This window comes from Zobellia laminariae, assembly GCF_030553095.1.
Classification (GTDB): domain Bacteria; phylum Bacteroidota; class Bacteroidia; order Flavobacteriales; family Flavobacteriaceae; genus Zobellia; species Zobellia laminariae.
Genome location: NZ_CP130738.1, coordinates 4,425,352 through 4,442,206 on the forward strand (window position 1 = coordinate 4,425,352; position 16,855 = coordinate 4,442,206).

A 16,855-nucleotide genomic window follows, 5' to 3' on the forward strand; every position below is an offset into this window, starting at 1 on the left:
TTACTCTAAATTCTTTATCATATGGTATCCTAAAGGCTCAAAACCATGACGTTGCCAAAACTTGATCCCCTTTTCATTATGCAGGTAGCAGTTACATTCCAAACTGGCACAATCCATACTTTTACCATATTCCGAAAGCCAATCCATCATTAAATTTCCCACACCTTTACTGCGGTATTCTTCGTTTACAAATACATTGTCCAACTCCAAATGTTTGCCTTTATACAATTTTTGTAAAAGCCAAATTCCACAACAAGCAATCAATTTTTGATTATCATAGACGCCTAAACATTGGTATCCGCCCATGGCCAACATAGACTGTAATCGACTTTTCAAAACCTCCTTAGAAAGCTTACCTTGATTCAACTCAAAAATCAAAGGTAAAATAGATTCCATTTCATCATACGGAATCAATTCTAGTTTTAAGTCGCCCTTCATCCTAATTGTTTAAAGTACCATTTTTTCAATAGGACAAACTAAAATACCCTCAGCTCCCGCTTTTTTCAACTCATCTATCACTTCCCAAAAAGAATCTTTGTTAATTACCGTATGAACAGAACTCCAGCCTTCTTCTGCTAAAGGAAGTACAGTTGGACTTCTCATGCCTTAAGCAATAGACTTAAGACTTCTTCTAGTTTGTCGTTTGGAGCATTCAACAAAACATATTTAGAACCTCTGGCCCGTAATACAGATTGAATACGAAATTGTAATTTTGCCAATAATTCTTTTCTTTCTTCTGAAATTTTTGGAGAAACAGCCAAGACTGCTTCACTGGTAAGCATGACTTCTACTTCTTTAAGATTGTTTTTAAACAATGTGCTCCCGCTGGAAACAATATCACAAATACCATCGGCCAGACCAATGTTAGGAGCAATCTCAACAGAACCACTAATAATGTGCAAATCTGCTGAAACGCCTTTATCCTTTAGGTAGCTTATAACCGTATTGGGATACGAAGTAGCTATTCGTTTACCTTCAAAATCCTTTACTGAATTATATTTAAAAGATTTTGGTACTGCTAGAGAAACTTTACATTTAGAGAAACCAAGCTTTTCTGCAATTGAAATATCCTCGCCTTTTTCAATTAAAACATTCTCTCCGATAATGGCAATATCTACAACACCATCTCTAAGGTATTGCGGAATATCTCCATTTCTAAGGTAGAACACCTCCATTGGAAAGTTCCTTGATGAAGCTTTAAGTTGGTCCTTTCCATTATCAATAGAAATTCCACAATCTTTTAAAATTTGAAGGGATTCCTCATTTAGTCTTCCCGATTTCTGAATAGCAATTCTAATTTTAGTCATTTCTTTAATTTAATGCTTGGCAACCAAAACAGAGTTAAATACAAAACCCGTTTGATTGCTCAAACGGGTTTTTAAATATGTTGTACTACTACAATACATTCCTACCTCGCCTGAGCGTGTGTATGAATATGATGATGTGTAGTTCTGTTTTTCATTATGCTGTAAATGTAAAAGGTATTTTCCATTTCACAAAACAAAAGTTTAAAATGAAACAAAAATAATTAACTCCGTGTATTAGTTATTTCCTAAAATTAAAGGAAGCCCGTCACTACCACCTACTATCACCACCTTTGTATTTGGCGACTCAGATAATTTTAAAGTAGCATCTATACCTTTATCTTTTAAAATCTGGTCGTTTAAGGAAGCACTCAAGATTTTGTTAGCATCTGCCTTACCTTGAGCTTCAATAGTTACTTTTTCAGCCTCTTTTTTAGCGGTAACCAATCTAAACTCATATTCTAAAGACTCTTGCTCTTGCTTTAACTTACGTTCAATAGCATCTTTAATAGTTGGCGGCAAAGTAACATCTCTAACCAGTATTTCGTTCAATTGAATATATTGTCCAGACACAATTTTCTGAGTCTCGTCAAAGATTTCTTGTTGGATCGCATCTCTTTTACTTGAGTACAATTGTTCTGGCGTATAACGCCCAACCACTGATCGAGCTGCTGATCGTATTGTTGGCAGTAAGACTCTTTGTATATAATCTTGCCCTTTTTCTTGATGTAATTTTCCTAAATCATTACGTATTGGCTCAAACCAAGCCGATGCTTCCAATTTAATATCCAAACCATTACTAGACAATACGTTCATTTGTTCAAGAACTTCTTGTTGCCTTACTTCATAAATAGTAACTCTGTTCCATGGTGCTACCAGATGAAATCCCTCTCCCATTGGAGCCTCATCAGTTACTACACCTCCGCCAAACGTTTTGTACAGAACACCTGCCTGACCTGAGTCTATGGTAACAGTGGATTTAGAAAATAAAATTATGACCACAATAAAAGCGAATATTACTGGTAATGCAATCTTAGGTAATTTGTCCATTTATATTTGTTTAAGTTAATCCGTTATATTTTCGTAAAAACCATTCTAAGGCGAGTGCAAAAACCATGAGCCCTAACAATAGTCTGAAATCTATCAAAGATACGACATTTTGCTTGTTTTTCTGGGTTGGCAGAAAGCGTTCATCACTTGATAAAGACTTAATCAAATCCATATTCTGATTTGGATAAAATAAGCGTCCTCCTGTATTTTCTGCTAAGCGTTGTAACTTCTTATTATCTGTAGCCAAGAACTGTTTTTCTACATCAAAATCTAGAATAGTAAAGCTCCCTGATTTAGATAAGTTCTCTTTTTTTACCACTACAGTGAAATCATATTTATGGAGCTAAATTACTGAGATCAGCTTCATAGTAATTACCTTTCAACAACATTGGAACTTCCGTATCTGATTTTGTTTCTGAATTTTTAAGTTTAAGAATTATATCCGCGTTAGCATCAAAAGCAAACGCTTTGTCAAAGTAAGTCGCTGAAATTCTTGTTTCGTTACTCCCCGCATATATATTCTCATAATCTAAGGTAAGCCGCTGCCGCGATTTATTAGTAGCTAAGTACAAAACAAGTTTACCAACGAGGTCATCAAAATTTTTAAAGCTCTGCGTGTTTCTATAGGCTTGCATTCGCCATTTCCAGATGTTTTCCCCAAACAATACCGCATCTCTTTTTTCATTTCCTTCAAAAACAGCTAACAAGGGTTCTTTTAGATTGACACCCTTTATCCGCTGAGTCAATAAAATATCATTTTTACCATTTAAGATAATATCGCCTAAACTACTTTGAAGCGGCGGGAAATCATCCACAGAAAAATCACCACTACTAAAAAGACTAAAGCCGGTATTTAAAACACTAAAGACCTCTTCTTCTTGATTGTAACTATTCTTTGAGTATTGCTTTTGAGATTTATTTAAAAAGCGCCAGTCGGTTTTAGGACCCGTTACCGTAAAGGTATTGGCTTGTTTTTTTTCTATGTAGTCGTAAAGTTTTTTGAATGATGCGTTAGGCTGATAAAGAATAAAAAGATCTACGTCTTCCCATTCTTTTGAGTTACCATTAGGTCTCATTATAGAGACCGAACGCTGACCATTGCTCTCTATAGATTTTTTTAAAGCTCCAATATCTGGATGTAGAAGGCTAGAAACTAGCGCTATATTCGTTTTCTCATCTATAACCTCTACAACTACCGTTTTCTTATTATTGGCCTTATTTCGCTCGCTTTTGAGCTCACCAACCGAAACTTGAAGGTTTTTTGTTCCAACTGATTTCGCATCTAACAAAGTATTTATAACCTCACTGTTACTGGTGCTAGAAAAAGAAACGGTTTGCCGGTAGACTGTTTTTCCGTTTAAGGAAACCTTTACAGGCACATTTATATCTTCTTTACCCGTATAAGAAACATAAATTTCAACAGGGTATTTGTTTTTAAGAAAAGCATACCTATTAGTGTTAACCTGAGAAATAGCAACATCTTCATATCGTGTGGTATCTCCAACGGCTATAGGATAAATAGGAAACTGTTTTTGCTCATTTTGAAAATCATAATCTCTACCTAAAGTCTGATTTCCATCCGAAATGAGAACTATAGCAGAATTGGTAGCTGAGTACACTTCTCTCAAAGCAGATAACGCTTTTGAAATATTCGTGTTATTTTCCGCAAATGTTAGGGTGTCATTCTCTTTTAAAGAAGCCCCAAAACTATACTCTCGAATAGAAAAACGTGTATAGAGTTCTCCGCTTTGTTCTATATCATCTATAGCTTTCTCTATAACTTGCTTAGATGAAGCAACGGATGAAGAATTATCAGTTAAGATAATTAGATTAGCCCTCTCGGTAGTGTATTCGTTTTTTGTAAATTTTGGATTTATGAGCAATAGAAATCCACAGAAAAAGGCAATAAAACGCAAAAAAGCCAAAGCTATACTCAGCTTGCCCTTACGTTTGTTTTTGTAGAAATATTGAAACAACACCAACGCCAGCGAAACAATTGCGGCCAAGATTATAAAGAGAATCGTTTGGGTGCTCATTAAGGAAGTTTCTTTTTTAAACTATAAAGTCCGGAAATACCATAATGCACTTCCGGACTATATACTTTAGGTAAGCATGCCACCATCTACGTTCAGTACTTGGCCCGTAACATAAGCGGATAAGTCTGAAGCGAAAAATAGACAGGCATTTGCAATATCTTCTGGAGAACCACCTCTTTTAAGTGGAATACCGTCTCTCCAACCTTGAACTACTTTTTCATCTAATTTACCGGTCATTTCAGTTTCGATAAAACCTGGTGCAACGGCATTACATCTTATATTTCTTGAGCCTAACTCCAAAGCAACGGATTTAGTAAAACCAATCATACCTGCTTTAGAAGCCGCATAGTTTGTTTGTCCGGCATTACCCTTAACACCAACTACACTACTCATGTTCACAATACTACCTTTTCGTTGTTTCAACATCGTACGTTGAACAGCTTTGGTCATATTAAAACCGACTTTAGGTTTATTTCTATAACACTATCAAAATCTGCTTCTGACATACGCATAAGCAAATTGTCTTTGGTAATACCCGCATTGTTAATCAGAATATCTATCCCACCAAAGTCTTCCAGAACACTAGCAACCAGTTTTTCAGAAGCTTCAAAACTTGCCGCATTACTTTTGTATGCTTTTGCTTTAACCCCTAAACCAGACAACTCTTTTTCGAGAGCTAAAGCTGGTGCTTCACTAGAACTATAAGTAAAAGCTACGTTAGCTCCGTTCTCGGCAAAAACTCGGGCAATACCCGTACCTATACCTCTACTTGCGCCTGTGATGATCGCATTTTTTCCTTCTAACAATTTCATGCTCTAAATAGATTTGCTTTGTTCTACTTCAAATATAACTTTTGTTTGACAAAATGGCTATAAAAAAATCCCGTTTCCGAAAAATCGAAAACGGGATTCATATATCCGTAAGGGAATTAACCCATAACCTCTTTAACTTTCAAGCCAATTTCTGCTGGAGAGTCTACCACGTGAATTCCGTGCTCTCTCATAATTTTCTTTTTAGCTTGAGCGGTATCATCGCTTCCACCAACAATGGCACCAGCGTGACCCATGGTTCTTCCTGCAGGTGCAGTTTCACCAGCAATAAAACCTACAACAGGTTTTTTGCTACCACTTTCTTTGTACCATTTAGCAGCATCAGCTTCTAATTGACCACCAATCTCACCGATCATAACTACACATTCAGTCTCTGGATCGTTAATCAAAAGCTCAACAGCTTCTTTTGTAGTAGTTCCAATAATTGGATCTCCACCAATACCAATAGCGGTTGTAATACCTAAACCTTGACGAACTACCTGATCAGCAGCTTCATAGGTTAAAGTACCAGACTTAGATACGATACCAACGTTTCCTTTTTTAAACACAAAAAATAAGGCATGATACCTACTTTAGCCTCTCCTGGAGTAATTACACCAGGACAGTTAGGACCTACCAAACGGCAATCCATATGTTTTATGTAATTGGATGCCTTTACCATATCGGCAACGGGAATACCTTCTGTAATTGTAATAATTACTTTAATACCCGCGCTAGCGGCTTCCATAATTGCATCAGCAGCAAAAGCAGGTGGCACAAAAATGATTGTAGTATCAGCTCCTACTTTTTCTACAGCTTCTTCAACCGTGTTAAAAACAGGTCTTCCCAAATGCTCTTGTCCACCTTTACATAGGTGTTACACCACCAACTACGTTGGTTCCGTATTCGATCATTTGTTCTGCGTGAAAAGTACCTTCACTACCTGTAAAGCCCTGAACTATTATCTTGGAATCTTTATTGACTAAAACGCTCATATACTCTCTAGTTTATTTTAATGTGACAAAAATATAGGTTTACAAATGAAATCTGAACTCAGACAGCATTTTATTCTTCTAATTTTTTAAGAATGAATGGGATTTTCTTCACATAAGCCAATTGTTTTAGCTTTTCACGTGATTCTTCTATGGGTGTTCCAAAATAACTTTTACCGCCTGCAACGGATTTAGTTACTCCGGTTTGCCCCATTATTACCGCTTTCTTTCCTATAGTGATTCCGCTATTGGTACCAACTTGACCCCAAAGCGTAACTTCATCTTCTATTATTACACAACCTGCAATACCAGTTTGCGAAGCAATCAGACACTTTTCTCCAATAACAGTGTCATGCCCAACATGTACTTGATTATCTAGTTTCGTTCCCTTTCTAATGGTTGTATCCCCAGTAACTCCTTTATCTATAGTACAAAGAGCTCCTATTTCAACATTATCTTCAATAACTACCCTTCCACAGGAAATGAGCTTATCAAAGCCTTCAGGTCTATTTTTATAGTAAAAAGCATCTCCGCCTAAAACTGAACCTGAATGAATAATAACATTATCTCCAATGACGCAATTATCATATAAACAGACATTTGCATGTATCAAACAGTTCTTCCCTATTTGGACATTGTTCCCAATAAACGCATTAGGCTGAATAATGGTATCCTCCCCTATTTCTGCAGAAATGGCTACTGTACTTGTTGCCCTTTCAAAAGGTCTAAAGTGAACGGAAAGTTTATTAAAATCACGAAAAGGATCATCAGAAATCAAAAGTGCCTTCCCTTCCGGGCAATCTACTTTTTTATTAATAAGAACAATAGTAGCTTTTGAAGCTAATGCCTTATCATAATACTTGGGATGATCTACAAAAACAATATCACCGTTTTGAACCACATGAATCTCGTTCATGCCTAAAACCTGAAAATCATCAGCACCAACATACTCGCAATTGATTAATGTGGCAATAGTTTTAAGAGATTGAGGCTTCTGAAATTTCAATGGAACGGTGTATTCAGTTATTAATTTTTGAGAAAATGTTTTATTAAGCTGATTAAGAAAGTAACTATTCTTTAACGCGCTCCATATAAGTTCCTTTCTCCGTCTCTACCTTAATTTTATCACCTTCATTTATAAACAATGGAACGTTTACCTCTGCTCCCGTTTCCACTTTCGCCGGTTTAGTTGCATTAGTTGCCGTATTTCCTTTGACACCTGGCTCAGTATATGTAACCTCTAAAACAACACTAGCTGGCATTTCCACAGATAATGGCATGCTATCCTCAGTATTGAAAAGAATCTTAACGATTTCTCCTTCTTTCAATAATCCCGGAGAATCAAGTGAACTTTCTTGAAGGGTTATCTGGTTGTAATCATCAGTATTCATAAAGTGAAACGTATCTCCTTCTGGGTATAAAAACTGGTACGAACGCGTTTCCACACGAACATCCTCAATCTTATGACCTGCAGAAAATGTATTATCCAATACTTTTCCTGTAGAAACACTTTTCAATTTAGTTCGTACAAAAGCTGGTCCTTTACCCGGTTTTACGTGCATAAACTCAATAATTTTGAAAATATCATTATTGTAGCGAATGCAAAGTCCTTTTCTAATATCTGATGTTGATGCCATTTCTAGTATACTATTTTAGTAAATGATTTTTGAGCGGGAACCTATTCTATTTGAGTTTAGCTTCCATATCAAAAATCTACGATTAATTATTGCTGAAATATCCTTTCATAATTCCACGTTGGGAATCTCTGATAAACTGAAGAATCTCATCCCGTTCAGGAGTAGCTTCCATTTCAGCTTCTATAATTTGAGTTGCTTGTGAATTGTTGTAAGATTTTTGATAAAGAATACGATAGATGTTCTGTATTTCTCGAATCTTTTCGGACGCAAAACCACGTCTACGCAGACCTACAGAATTAATACCCACATACGAAAGTGGCTCACGAGCTGCTTTCACAAAAGGAGGAACATCTTTTCTTACCAATGAACCACCAGTAACAAAAGCATGTTGACCAATAGACACAAATTGATGCACGGCCACCAAGCCGGCAAGAATTACGTTGTCTCCAATAGTTACATGTCCTGCAAGTGTAGAATTGTTTGAAAAAATACAATTATCACCAACAATGCAATCATGCGCCACATGGCAATAAGCCATAATTAGACAATTCTCTCCAATTACAGTTTTATTCCTATCAGAAGTACCTTTGTGAATGGTAGCACACTCCCTAATGGTTGTGTTATTACCAATTGTTACAATGGTATCTTCATTATTATATTTTAAATCTTGAGGTGGAGCGGAAATTACGGCACCGGGAAAAATATTACAATTTTTACCAATGCGAGCGCCTTCCATTATGGTTACGTTAGAACCGATCCAAGTGCCATCACCTATCGTTACGTTGTTGTGAATTGTAGTAAATGGTTCTACCACAACATTCTTAGCAATTTTTGCGCCCGGGTGAATGTAGGCAAGGGGTTGATTCATTCTATTTCTTTTTAGCTATTTGCGCCATTAATTCTGCCTCACATACAAGCTTGTTATTTGCATAAGCGTACGCTTGCATATGACAAATACCTCTTCTTATTGGCGTTATAAGGCTACAGTGAAATGTTAATGTATCTCCATAAGTACTTTTTGTTTGAACTTAACATTATCCATTTTCATGAAAAAAGTTAAATAGTTCTCTGGGTCAGGAACGGTACTTAATACCAAGATACCTCCTGTTTGAGCCATGGCTTCAACTTGTAAAACACCATAACTGGAGCTCCGGGGAAATGACCAATGAAGAAATTTTCATTCATAGTCACATTCTTCATCCCAACTACATGCGTGTCGGACAATTCCAAAATACGGTCAATCAACAAAAATGGAGGTCTATGGGGAAGTACTTCCATAATTTGATGGATATCCATCAAAGGCGGTTGATTTAAATCGTATTGTGGAATTTTATTCCGTTTCTCTAACTTTATAATATTAGACAGTTTTTTCGCAAACTGCGTATTTACAAAGTGAGTAAGGTTTATTGGCAATTATTTTACCTCTTATGCGAGTGCCTGCCAAAGCTACATCACCTATAACATCTAACAATTTATGTCTAGCTGCTTCATTAGGCTGATGCAAAGTAAGGTTATCCAAAATACCATTGGCTTTTACAGAAAGTTTCTTCTTATCGAAAGCACTTTCAAGCTTTCGCATGGTTTCTTCAGAAATCTCTTTGTCTACATAAACAATGGCGTTATTTAAATCACCTCCTTTTATAAGACCACTATCAAGAAGCATTTCTAGCTCATGAAGAAAACTAAATGTACGTGCTTCGGAAATCTCCTCTTTAAAATCCGACAACCGCTCCAAAGTAGCATTTTGGGTTCCTAAAACCTTGGTTCCAAAATCTACCATTGTAGTTACCTGATAGGTGTCTGATGGAATAACAGTTATTTCACTACCTGTTGCTTCATCCTTATAAGAAATAACATCTTTTACAATGTATTCTTCCCGCTCAGCATCTTGTTCTACAACACCGACTTTCTCTAAAGCTTCTACAAAATATTTTGATGAGCCATCCATGATTGGAGGTTCAGGAGCATCTAGTTCTATGAGTACGTTATCTATCTCAAGACCTACAAAAGCAGCCAAAACATGCTCTGAAGTTTGAATTTTAACCCCTCTTTTCTCCAAATTGGTACCTCTCTGAGTATTGATTACGTATTTGGCATCTGCCTCAATAATCGGTTCTCCTTCTAAGTCTACTCTCTTGAACGCGTACCCGTGATTTTCAGGTGCGGGAACAAATTTCATGGTTACTTCGGCACCGGTATGAAGACCAACACCTTTTAAAATAACCTCTTTCTTAATGGTTCTCTGTTTCATTCTTGTAATGATCGCTGTATTTTTTTTCCAATTCGTCTATTCTATTCAAAATCTTTGGTAAGTTCTTGAAGTAAACGTACGATTTATTATAGTCTCCGTAATTTAAAGCCGGAGACCCCTGTAATACTTCGTTACTTTTTATGTTACGCCCAATACCGGATTGTGCCTGTATTTTCACATTATCTCCAATGGTAATATGTCCCACAATACCTACTTGCCCGCCAATCATACAACGTCTACCAATTTTAGTAGATCCTGCAATTCGTTTGGGCCGCTATTACCGTATGCTCACCAATTTCAACATTATGAGCAATTTGAATTTGGTTATCTAGCTTTACGCCTTTGTGTATTATTGTAGAGCCTAATGTAGCTCTATCTATAGTGGTACCAGCACCTACATCAACATTATCTTTTAAAATAACGTTACCGGTTTGTGGAATCTTTTTATACTCGCCATTTTTATCTGGGCTAAAACCAAATCCGTCAGAACCAATAACTACTCCACTATTGATAACACAATTATTTCCAATAACCGTTTCTGAATAAATTTTAGCACCCGCAAAAATTGTTACATTATTGGCAATAGATACATTATCACCTATATAAACATTGGGGTGAATTTTTACATTATCTCCTATAGTAACATTATTACCTAAGTAAGAAAAGGCTCCAAGATAAAAACTATCTCCGTATGTAGCAGTTTCCGATTTAAATACTGGCTCCTCAATACCTGTCTTGTTATTCTTTACTTCATTGTAGAATTCCAATATTTTACTAAAGGCCTCATAAGCATTATCTACCTTAATAAGAATAGTCTTGAGCTCATGCTCAGGAACAAAATCTTTATTAACTATTGTAATAGATGCTTTTGTAGAATAAATGTGAGAAGTATACTTAGGGTTCGCCAAAAAAGTCAGAGCACCTTTCTCGCCCTCTTCTATTTTGGCCAATTTGTGAACGGTAACCTCGGAATTTCCTAGTAATTCACCTTCTAAAATACCTGCAATTTGACCTGCTGTAAATACCATGGGCACAAAAGTAAGAAAAATAGTTAAACAGAATCTTTGGGATAACAGATATAATATTTTGTAACCGTCTTTGACAACGCTTTAAGATTTAACTGATCAGAAGCCTTTGCCACATCAATCAGCTTTTTATTCTTCCTTAATATATTGATGTTCTGATGATGGCGGTCATATGCTTTGTTCTCTATCTTTCCTTCAAAAACAAAATAAGTTGTTTCATGATCGGACAGATTATATTTCACCTTAACCCTATCGGTATGCTTTTTCAAAACAGCTTTATCAATTGGACTATTTTTGAGCTTTACTTTTAAAAACTGCCTATTTATCAACATTTCACACATTGTAGACAACACAAAGTCTGAATGATCTTGCCATGATTTTATTGCCGCTAAAACATCCACATCATCCAATTTAGAAAAAACACTTAGGGTTTCTTTGTTGAAATTTTTCTTTTCAACGCGGTGCTCCATAAAATACCGAAGCGCATCGCTACAAACAACAATTTGTCCTTCTTGCATAATCTCTTTGGCACGTTTAAGTATCCGAATCAACAGCTGCTCGGCAACAATTCCGGTTTTATGCAAATACACCTGCCAGTACATAAATCTTCTGGCCATCAAAAACTTTTCTACGGAATAGATTCCCTTTTCCTCTACCACTAAATTACCATCAACAACGTTGAGCATAGTAATTAATCGTTCTGAATTGATGTTCCCTTCAGCTACACCGGTATAAAAACTATCTCTTTTCAAATAGTCCAACCGATCCATATCTAACTGACTAGACAATAATTGATTTAAAAATCGCTTCTCATATTCTCCTTTAAAAATTGAAATGGCCAGCGTTAATCTTCCGTTAAAGATTTCGTTTAAAGCCTCCATAAACTGTAAGGAAATATGCTCATGGTCGGTACTCTCTACAATACTATGCTCCATAGCATGTGAGAAAGGACCATGCCCAATATCATGCAAAAGAATGGCAACATATAGTCCTTCTTTCTCTTCTTCACTAACTTCAACCCCTTTATACTCCAGTAACTGTAAGGCATTCTGCATAAGATGCATAGACCCTAAAGCATGATGAAACCGCGTATGGTGAGCACCAGGATATACTAAATAGGACAAGCCCATTTGAGATATTCTGCGTAGACGCTGAAAATACGGATGATTGATCAGGTCGAATATTAGTCCGTTCGGAATAGTAATAAATCCGTAAATTGGATCATTAAAAATTTTAAGCTTTCTTGAATTTATCAAAATGAGGGTTGCTTTGCAATGTTCACAGCGGTAAAGTTAGGTAAAAGACAAAGTAATAGACTCGGTAAATGAATAAAATCTCCATCTTATGGGTAGACGATGAAATTGACCTACTCAAACCACATATTATATTTTTACAAGGAAAAGGCTATGATGTTATAACCTGTCAAAGCGGGCAAGAGGCACTAGAGGAATTGCAAAAATCTAGAGTTGACATCATTTTTCTAGATGAAAACATGCCATAAGGTATATCTGGGCTGGAAACCTTAGCCGAGATAAAAATATTAGATTCTTCCATTCCCGTTGTAATGATTACCAAAAGTGAGGAAGAATTTATAATGGAAGAAGCTATTGGCTCCAAAATTGCCGATTACCTTATTAAGCCCGTAAACCCAAACCAGATTCTTCTATCCTTAAAAAAGAACCTTGACCATTCGCGTCTCGTTTCAGAAAAAACAACATCCAACTATCAACAAGAATTCAGGAAGATAGCTATGGATTTATCTATGGTGAACTCAGTTGAAGAATGGGTTGACCTTTATAAAAGACTCATATATTGGGAGCTACGCTTAGAAGATATTGAAGATAATAGTATGTTCGAAATTCTAGAATCTCAAAAAGCCGAAGCGAACACGCATTTTGGAAAGTTTGTAGAACGAAATTACGAAAGCTGGTTTGATGGTGATGGCCCTGTACTTTCTCATACATTGTTTAAGGACCTGGTAAAGCCAGAGTTAAAGGATGGCCCTACCCTACTTTTGGTTATTGACAATCTACGTTATGACCAATGGTATGCTTTTGAAGATACTGTAAGCTCCTTTTACAAAAAGAATAAGGAAGAGTCTTATTTTAGCATTTTGCCCACCGCTACGCAGTATGCTCGTAATGCAATTTTTTCTGGCCTCACTCCATTGGCCATGGAGAAAAAATATCCACAATGGTGGAAAAACGACACGGATGAAGGTGGTAAAAATCTTCATGAAGCCGATTTTCTAGGCGAACAGATAAAAAGGTTAGGCTTAAACCTGAAATGGGAATATCACAAAATAAGCTCCCTGAAACAAGGTAAAAACCTGTCTCAAAACTTTAAATCACAAAAGGATAACGACCTAACCGTACTCGTTTACAACTTTGTGGATATGATTTCACATTCCAAAACAGAAATGGAAGTCATTAAAGAATTGGCTAGTAATGATAAAGCTTATAGGTCTCTTACGCAGAGTTGGTTCAAAAACTCACCCTTATTAGAAATTATTCAGCAGGCTCAACAGATGGGCATGAAATTAATTATAACTACAGATCACGGGACAATTAATGTAAAGCAACCCTCAAAAGTTATTGGAGATAAGGAGACAAGCCTTAACCTGCGTTATAAAACAGGACGGAGTCTTACCTATGAAAACAAAGACGTTTTGGCAGCCAAAGACCCTGCCCAGATTCATTTGCCCCGTATAAACATGAGTAGTTCCTTTATATTTGCAAAAAACGACCTGTTCTTTGCTTATCCCAACAACTACAATCACTACGTTAACTATTACCGAAACACCTACCAACACGGCGGGGTTTCTTTGGAGGAAATGATTATACCATTCATAGTTTTATCACCAAAATAGTATTGCCAATTTATGGATATCAGATACACTGAAAATGAAATTACGGAAATTGCTAAAAAGGTAATTGAAAAAGCCAAAAGCAAGGTACTCCTATTTCACGCACCAATGGGAGCAGGAAAAACAACTTTAATAAAAGCTATTGCAAAAAACCTTGGCGTTGCCGATGCAGGTAACAGCCCCACCTTTGGTATTGTAAACGAATATGAGAATAAAGAAGGTGAATTATTAGCTTACCATTTTGATTTCTACCGAATAAATGATGAAATGGAAGCACTGGACATGGGTTTTGAAGATTATCTGAACAGAGATGCATGGGTTTTTATAGAATGGCCAGAAAAAATTGAATCTTTTCTACCCGAGGATAGCACCAATATTTTTATTGAAATAGTGGATATGCAAACTCGTCATATTAAAATTTCTTAAAATACTTTTCGCAATGGAGCAAAAAACATTGTTTGAGGGACAGATTATTGTCCAAAACTTGTTAAATTAGTTAAAGTGTAAGGTTTCTCGGCTAAGTTGTTCTGTTTTAACGTTTAAAGACGTACATTTGAAGCTTTTTTTTCCTACTTTCGCTGAAATAACTAATTAATTTTTAATTTAAAAACCCCTCAAAAATGAAAAATTTAGTATTTGGTCTTTTGGCATGTGCAACTTTATTAGCCGTTTCTTGTGATTCTTCTAATACAGCTGAAGATGATAACTTATATCAAACTCATAGTGTCGACAAAAAAGAGGCAGCTAGTAAGGTTAGAGCTTAAAAATAAAATCTAATTACATACAAAATGGGAGGTGCGTTCTACGTACCTCCCGTTTTTATATAATAAATAGTCCTTTTTTTTGTTATGATACTGTCTATGAGCAATGAAAATGCGTGAAAAAAAAACAGTTAAGCGGAAACTAATTATTGAGGGGCTAGTTGCTTTGGCGATTGCCCTATCCCCTATTATTTTCTATTCCTATAAGTATATTCCATTTGATAATATCGATTCTTGGTCGGTTTTGGGAATGGAATTTACCGATAATGGATATGGCAAAATATCCATGGCCTTTTATTTCTATTTGAGCAAAATCATTCCATTATCTCTACTAATTACCTGGTTCACAACATGTAAGCATTGGTGGTACCATGTTATTTTGATTCCAATATCAATGTATGCATTTCAACTATATAGTGTATTCAGTGAAGACATTAATAGTATTGACGAAAATGAAATCTTATACCTACTTGCTGTTTCTATGGTAGTTATTCCTATCGTTTATTTTATTAGAGTAAAACTTGTTGACAAATACGTACATGGAATCGATTTAGAAGCCATGGAGGCAGAATTGACTGCTTTAAAGAAAAAGCAAGCTGCTAGATCTAATAACAAGAAAGTAGATAAATTCATTTCTTCTGAAACTTCTAATGATTCAGAAGGATACCAGTCTTTGTCCGACAAAATAGACACTAAGCTATCTACAGATAATATTGAATCTAGCTTTAAACAATTTCAACTTAGATTTAGCAACTGGCTTCGACCTAAATTCTAATTTACCTTACTTATTTTACGATATCACAAAGTATGATATCATCCAAAATTCAACAAAATGTCGTATTTTTACTATTAATCGAGTATCGTACGATTAGAAGTAAAAACTATGAACCAACCATCTTCTCCTTTTAGCAAACATCAGTTGCTTCCACAAGAGGAAACCTTGGAAATTCTTCGTCAAAAGGGTGAGCTATTTATTGGCATCCCAAAAGAGAACCAATATCAAGAACAACGTGTTTGCCTAACCCCAGACGCCGTAAATGCCATAACCGCTAACGGTCACCGTGTACTAATTGAATCCGGAGCTGGAGAAGGCGCCCATTATACCGATTTAGAATACACAAATGCTGGAGGAGAAATAACCCGAGATACGAAAAAAGTTTTTTCTTGTCCATTACTTCTAAAAGTAGAACCACCCACACTTTCAGAGCTTGAAATGATGAATCCGCAAACGGCCATTATATCAGCTTTACAAATAAAAACACAGAGCAAGGCCTATTTTGAAAAAATGGCCAAAAAACGAATTACCGCCATCGCTTTTGAATATATCCGCGATGAAGATGGTAAATACCCTGCCGTACGCTCTTTAAGTGAAATTGCAGGAATATCTTCCGTTCTTATTGCTTCTGAAATCATGGCTGCTACCAATGACGGTAATGGGCTTATGTTCGGAAATATAAGTGGTGTCCCACCTGTTGAAGTTGTTATTATTGGCGCAGGAACGGTTGGAGAATTTGCTGCTCGCTCAGCAATTGGGCTTGGCGCAAACGTCAAGATTTTTGATAATTCAATTTCTAAATTACGTAGTATTCAATCTAATCTTAGGCAAACGGTATACACTTCTACTATTCAGCCTAAAAACCTTTTGAAATCTTTAAAGCGTTGTGACGTAGCCATTGGCGCAACTCGTGGTAAAGACCGATCCCCCGTAGTAGTCACCAGCAGCATGGTAGAACACATGAAAAAAGGTGCCGTTATCATTGATGTAAGTATAGATATGGGTGGATGCTTTGAAACAAGCACGGTAACCACTCACAACAAGCCCACTATTGAGAAATTTGGTGTAATACACTATGGTGTCCCTAACATTCCTTCTCGCTATCCAAAAACTGCTACACTTTCAATCAGTAATATTTTTACACCTTATCTCCTTGAATTAGGTGAGAATGGCGGTCTGGAGAACTCATTACGTTTTGATAAAGGCTTACGAAACGGACTCTACATGTATCATGGCATTTTAACCAACAAATCTGTAGGCGAATGGTTTGATTTACAGTACAGTGACATAAATTTTCTTATTTTTTAAAAGTTAATTTCAATATCAATTTACCTTCCCTACCATAAATA

12 protein-coding genes and 6 pseudogenes are annotated in these 16,855 nt (G+C 36.2%); 5 read left to right on the forward strand and 13 right to left on the reverse strand.

What is annotated here, in order from left to right; translation table 11 throughout:
* The 13 genes and pseudogenes from Q5W13_RS21355 to Q5W13_RS21415 form a co-directional block, all read right to left on the reverse strand.
* On the reverse strand, window positions 1–438 hold the full coding sequence (locus tag Q5W13_RS21355) for a GNAT family N-acetyltransferase (protein WP_304444435.1): 438 nt from the start codon (window positions 436–438) through the stop codon (window positions 1–3).
* A 9-nt stretch (window positions 439–447) separates the two neighbouring features.
* A pseudogene (gene hisG / locus Q5W13_RS21360) lies at window positions 448–1,307 on the reverse strand (ATP phosphoribosyltransferase).
* Window positions 1,308–1,541: 234 nt separating this feature from the next.
* Complete coding sequence (locus Q5W13_RS21365) at window positions 1,542–2,354, reverse strand: prohibitin family protein (protein WP_155596582.1); 813 nt, start codon at window positions 2,352–2,354, stop codon at window positions 1,542–1,544.
* Window positions 2,355–2,364: 10 nt separating this feature from the next.
* The gene (locus tag Q5W13_RS21370) at window positions 2,365–2,673 is read right to left on the reverse strand and encodes a hypothetical protein (protein WP_304444436.1); all 309 of its coding nucleotides are present in this window, start codon (window positions 2,671–2,673) and stop codon (window positions 2,365–2,367) included.
* A 16-nt stretch (window positions 2,674–2,689) separates the two neighbouring features.
* Complete coding sequence (locus Q5W13_RS21375; protein WP_304444437.1) at window positions 2,690–4,390, reverse strand: vWA domain-containing protein; 1,701 nt, start codon at window positions 4,388–4,390, stop codon at window positions 2,690–2,692.
* 66 nt (window positions 4,391–4,456) lie between these two features.
* Window positions 4,457–5,202: pseudogene (gene fabG / locus Q5W13_RS21380) on the reverse strand (3-oxoacyl-[acyl-carrier-protein] reductase).
* A gap of 116 nt (window positions 5,203–5,318) precedes the next feature.
* Window positions 5,319–6,194: pseudogene (sucD, locus tag Q5W13_RS21385) on the reverse strand (succinate--CoA ligase subunit alpha).
* Between the two features lie 70 nt (window positions 6,195–6,264).
* The gene (locus tag Q5W13_RS21390; protein ID WP_304444438.1) at window positions 6,265–7,197 is read right to left on the reverse strand and encodes a UDP-3-O-(3-hydroxymyristoyl)glucosamine N-acyltransferase; all 933 of its coding nucleotides are present in this window, start codon (window positions 7,195–7,197) and stop codon (window positions 6,265–6,267) included.
* 64 nt (window positions 7,198–7,261) lie between these two features.
* Window positions 7,262–7,828 carry an elongation factor P gene (gene efp, locus Q5W13_RS21395; RefSeq protein ID WP_155596586.1) on the reverse strand — a complete coding sequence of 189 codons (567 nt, stop codon included), beginning with the start codon at window positions 7,826–7,828 and terminating at the stop codon, window positions 7,262–7,264.
* 82 nt (window positions 7,829–7,910) lie between these two features.
* Window positions 7,911–8,696, reverse strand: a complete 786-nt coding sequence (gene lpxA / locus Q5W13_RS21400; protein WP_155596587.1) for an acyl-ACP--UDP-N-acetylglucosamine O-acyltransferase — start codon at window positions 8,694–8,696, stop codon at window positions 7,911–7,913.
* 1 nt (window position 8,697) lies between these two features.
* Window positions 8,698–10,079, reverse strand: a pseudogene (locus Q5W13_RS21405) (bifunctional UDP-3-O-[3-hydroxymyristoyl] N-acetylglucosamine deacetylase/3-hydroxyacyl-ACP dehydratase).
* Window positions 10,060–11,107 (reverse strand): annotated as a pseudogene (gene lpxD / locus Q5W13_RS21410) (UDP-3-O-(3-hydroxymyristoyl)glucosamine N-acyltransferase). Before lpxD ends, Q5W13_RS21405 begins: the two co-directional pseudogenes overlap by 20 nt.
* A gap of 23 nt (window positions 11,108–11,130) precedes the next feature.
* Window positions 11,131–12,360 carry an HD domain-containing protein gene (locus Q5W13_RS21415; RefSeq protein ID WP_155596590.1) on the reverse strand — a complete coding sequence of 410 codons (1,230 nt, stop codon included), beginning with the start codon at window positions 12,358–12,360 and terminating at the stop codon, window positions 11,131–11,133.
* A gap of 68 nt (window positions 12,361–12,428) precedes the next feature.
* Here Q5W13_RS21415 and porX point away from each other — a divergent pair.
* The 5 genes and pseudogenes from porX (at window position 12,429) to Q5W13_RS21440 (ending at window position 16,814) form a co-directional block, all read left to right on the forward strand.
* Window positions 12,429–13,973 (forward strand): annotated as a pseudogene (porX, locus tag Q5W13_RS21420) (T9SS response regulator signal transducer PorX).
* 12 nt (window positions 13,974–13,985) lie between these two features.
* Window positions 13,986–14,396, forward strand: coding sequence for a tRNA (adenosine(37)-N6)-threonylcarbamoyltransferase complex ATPase subunit type 1 TsaE (tsaE, locus tag Q5W13_RS21425; RefSeq protein WP_155596592.1), 411 nt, complete (start codon window positions 13,986–13,988; stop codon window positions 14,394–14,396).
* 194 nt (window positions 14,397–14,590) lie between these two features.
* Window positions 14,591–14,734 (forward strand): hypothetical protein, encoded by a 144-nt coding sequence (locus Q5W13_RS21430; RefSeq protein WP_304444439.1) that lies wholly within the window; start codon window positions 14,591–14,593, stop codon window positions 14,732–14,734.
* Window positions 14,735–14,843: 109 nt separating this feature from the next.
* On the forward strand, window positions 14,844–15,506 hold the full coding sequence (locus Q5W13_RS21435) for a hypothetical protein (RefSeq protein ID WP_304444440.1): 663 nt from the start codon (window positions 14,844–14,846) through the stop codon (window positions 15,504–15,506).
* A gap of 108 nt (window positions 15,507–15,614) precedes the next feature.
* Complete coding sequence (locus tag Q5W13_RS21440) at window positions 15,615–16,814, forward strand: alanine dehydrogenase (RefSeq protein ID WP_155596594.1); 1,200 nt, start codon at window positions 15,615–15,617, stop codon at window positions 16,812–16,814.
* Window positions 16,815–16,855 lie beyond the last annotated feature (41 nt).